Source organism: Arthrobacter sp. MDT2-34-1 (assembly GCF_059091365.1).
This window is the reverse complement of the sequence record NZ_JBNHGO010000038.1, coordinates 1-1,269: the sequence shown is the minus strand read 5'-3', so window position 1 is coordinate 1,269 and position 1,269 is coordinate 1. Positions and strand designations below refer to the sequence as shown.

The 1,269-nt window shown below is 64.9% G+C and carries 1 protein-coding gene; it reads right to left on the bottom strand.

The annotated features are described in order from the left end of the window. Positions 1-1,269: thiamine pyrophosphate-binding protein (locus AC5RVV_RS17420; RefSeq protein ID WP_494002615.1), on the bottom strand; the 1,269-nt coding region annotated here is incomplete at both ends.

Here is a 1,269-nt window from a genome sequence, read left to right as displayed (position 1 = left end):
TGATCGGAATCCGGAGGTGGTCGCGGAACTTCTTCAGGTCCTCGAGCGTGAGCTTCTTCATCTGGTGGGTGGCGTTGCGGCCCTCGAAGTGCGTGCCCAGACCGTAGCCCTTGACGGTCATGGCCAGGATGACCGTCGGCTTGCCCTTGAATTCCATCGCGGCCTTGTAGGCGGCGTAGACCTTGCGGTAGTCGTGGCCGCCGCGCTTGAGGTTCCAGATCTGCTCGTCGGTCAGCTCCGCGACCATCTCCTTGGTCTGGGGGGTCCTGCCGAAGAAGTGTTCCCGGACGAACCCGCCGGATTCGGCCTTGTAGGTCTGGTAGTCCCCGTCCAGGGTCTCGTTCATGATCTTCACGAGCGAGCCGTCATGGTCCTTGGCCAGCAGATCGTCCCACTCGCGGCCCCAGACGACCTTGATCACGTTCCAGCCGGCGCCGCGGAAGAACGCCTCCAGCTCCTGCATGATCTTGCCGTTGCCGCGCACCGGCCCGTCCAGGCGCTGCAGGTTGCAGTTGACCACGAAGGTCAGGTTGTCCAGGTTATCGTTGGCGGCCAGCTGCAGCAGCCCGCGGCTTTCGGGCTCGTCCATCTCGCCGTCGCCCAGGAACGCCCACACGTGCTGCTCGGAGGTGTCCTTGAGACCGCGGTTGTGCAGGTACCTGTTGGACTGGGCCTGGTAAATCGCATTCATCGGGCCGATGCCCATCGAGACCGTCGGGAACTCCCAGAACTCCGGCATCATCCGGGGGTGCGGGTAGGAGGACAGGGCGTGCCCCTCCTTGGACTTCTCCTGCCGGAAACCGTCCAGGTCCTCCTCGCTCAGCCGCCCCTCAAGGTAGGCACGGGCGTACATGCCCGGAGACGCGTGGCCCTGGAAGAAGACCTGGTCGCCGCCGCCGGGGTGGTCCTTGCCGCGGAAGAAATGGTTCAGTCCGACTTCGTACAGCGTTGCGGCGCCCGCGTAGGTGGAGATATGCCCGCCCACCCCGATTCCCGGCCGCTGCGACCGGTGAACCATGATGGCGGCGTTCCAGCGCAGCCAGGCACGGTACCGGCGCTCGGTTTCCTCGTCGCCGGGGAACTCAGGTTCCTGGTCGGCCGGGATCGTGTTGACGTAGTCCGTCGTGGTCACCATGGGAACGCCCACGCTGCGCGCACCGGCGCGCTGCAGCAGGGAACGCATGATGAACTGCGCCCGCTCCGTGCCCTGTTCCTTGATCAGCTGGTCAAGGGATTCGATCCATTCCGCTGTTTCTTCCGGATCACGAT